Here is a 1,518-nt window from a genome sequence, read left to right as displayed (position 1 = left end):
TCACATTCGCTATGCCTATCTGAAGGGCCATACGTGGTTGTTCAGACGCAACTATCCCGTTGACGTGGCTCTCGCGCTGGGCGCTCAGGCGTTGAAGCAGAGCCTCAAGACCGGGGATCGCAACACTGCCCGCGTCCGTGCCGCTGAAGTCAATGCCCGGTTCGAGACAATGGTTGAACAGGTTCGGTCGCAGGCAGAAGGAGCCCTCTCTGCACCGGTGAACTCCGCTGACGTTCCTGAATGGCTTGACCAGCCAGAGTCGTCTCTCGTGCGTCTCCGGGCCACTCTGGAGGGCTCCGGTACAGTTCTGGACGGTCCTGCCTTCACCCGACCAGCCGCACCGGTAAAGGTAGTGATCCAGGTCCTGAGCCGCGCCTATCTTGCCCGGCGTAGTGATGAACTGCGACCCAGCGGGTTCAAATCGGTCCGATACTCCGTCGGGTTGTTCACGAGCCGGTACGGCGATCGATCGGTTTGCAGCCTGACCAGAGTGGACGGGCGAGAGTTCCTGTCAGCAATTGCCCAACTGTCCCCAATGATCGGTAAGTCAGAACGGACACGTGGGATGACCCTGGACCAGTTAGTCGCGTACTCGTCTCGGGGGTCGTTGACCATAACGGCCAGAACCCAGCGGCGTATCTGGTCTCAGGTCAATCACTTCCTCGACTGGGTGGTCTACGAGGGGCATCTGGAGGTTAATCCCTTCCGAACGGTTCTCTTCGATCGCAAGGTGCGTCTTCAACCCTATGCCGTGCCGACTGACGATGAGGTCGTGCGGCTGCTGGGAGCCAAAGATCGGGAACTGCATTCCGTGCTGCTGACCTGCCTGTTGACAGGACTGCGCGCGGGGGAAGCGGTTGGGTTACTTCGGGAAGACCTCGTGACCAAGGGCAACCTCGGTTGCTTCGTTCATGTCCAACCCAATGAACTGCGATTGCTGAAAACCGATGCTGCGGAGAGACTGGTTCCGGTTCACCCGGTGCTGGATGAGACCTTCCGGCAACTGCCTAGCCATGGCCCTCTGTTTCCTGATCTGACCGTGGCGCAGGTGACCAAGGGGTTTGCAAGACTGAGACGGCGGTTGGGTCTGGAGCGGCCGGGCTTGGTGTTTCATTCGACACGCAAGTGGTTCATCACCCAGTGCGAGCGAACAGGTGTTCCTGAGCACTTCACAGCCTCGCTGGTCGGTCATCAATCGGCTCGGTCGGAGAACGGGATCACCTACGGCATCTACTCAGCTGGCATCAGTAACGAGCAGCGTCGGTCGATCGTCGATCAGATACGGCTCCCGATATGAGTTTCCCGGACATTGATGCGTTTGAGGAGCGAGCTGCTATTGCCGAGTTCGATGGCGGGTGCACCCGTAAGGCAGCAGAAGATCTTGCTGCTCGTGCTCAGGGATTCCGGGATGCGGACGCCTACTGGCAGTGGTTGGCTGACTATGTCGTCAACCGAAGACCACCTTCATAGACAGAACCCTCGGCGGCCCTCAGCGGGTTGCCGGGGGATCTCTGCTTT

Annotated in this window: 2 protein-coding genes; both read left to right on the top strand. The window is 59.4% G+C overall.

The features are described from left to right. Positions 1-1,297 (top strand): DUF6538 domain-containing protein (locus ACR0JW_RS23810; RefSeq protein ID WP_480714607.1); only part of this gene is annotated, 1,297 nt, incomplete at its 5' end. After that, positions 1,294-1,470, top strand: a complete 177-nt coding sequence (locus tag ACR0JW_RS23805; RefSeq protein ID WP_170682872.1) for a hypothetical protein — start codon at positions 1,294-1,296, stop codon at positions 1,468-1,470. The genes ACR0JW_RS23810 and ACR0JW_RS23805, both read left to right, overlap by 4 nt. The last annotated feature ends 48 nt before the right edge of the window (positions 1,471-1,518 follow it).

It is taken from the genome of Ruegeria sp. BG6 (assembly GCF_056538465.1).
Note: the sequence above shows the minus strand (reverse complement) of the source record. Positions and strands in the feature narration are given on the sequence as shown.